The 525-nt window shown below is 73.0% G+C and carries 1 protein-coding gene; it reads right to left on the bottom strand.

The genetic code is table 11. From position 1 onward, the window contains the following. Nucleotides 1-43: 43 nt before the first annotated feature. The gene (locus PV419_RS53065) at nt 44-358 is read right to left on the bottom strand and encodes a transposase (protein ID WP_319701274.1); all 315 of its coding nucleotides are present in this window, start codon (nt 356-358) and stop codon (nt 44-46) included. Between the last annotated feature and the right edge of the window lie 167 nt (nt 359-525).

Below are 525 nucleotides of genomic sequence, written 5' to 3'. Positions count from 1 at the left end.
ACAGGACGGTCACGGGTCGCATCCACCCAGCCCCCGACAGGTGTCAGGGGGCCGGTGCGGGTGCGGTGACAAACACCCACGCCGGGCGTGCGCGATCGCGCACGTTGACCCCGGCGACGACATCGGCCGGGCCAGCGAGCCCGCACCGACGACAGCGGAAATGGTCCCGGTCGGACCGGTTGGCCCGCTCGGTATGCCCGCAGCGCGGACAGCGCTGCGAGGTGTAGGCCGCATCCACCTCCAGGAACGGCACCCCGGCCCTGCGGGCCTTGTAGGCCAGGTGCTGACCAAGCTGGTGGAAGGGCCAGGAGGAGAGGGCGCCCCGCTGGTCGCGGCGTAGCCGTACCCGCTCGCGGATCCCGCCGAGTGCCTCGACGGCGATGCCGCGACCGGTGCTCCCCCAGCCTTCGGCCGGGGGCGCCCCCCCGCGCGAGAACCGGACACGATCTCCTTGCTGATGCGGTGGTTCACATGCGTGGCATGACGCTGTTCCCTTCGCTTGCGGCGGGCAAGCCGCCGCCGGGC

Source organism: Streptomyces sp. ME19-01-6, from assembly GCF_033793745.1.
Classification (GTDB): domain Bacteria; phylum Actinomycetota; class Actinomycetes; order Streptomycetales; family Streptomycetaceae; genus Streptomyces.
Note: the sequence above shows the minus strand (reverse complement) of the source record. Positions and strands in the feature narration are given on the sequence as shown.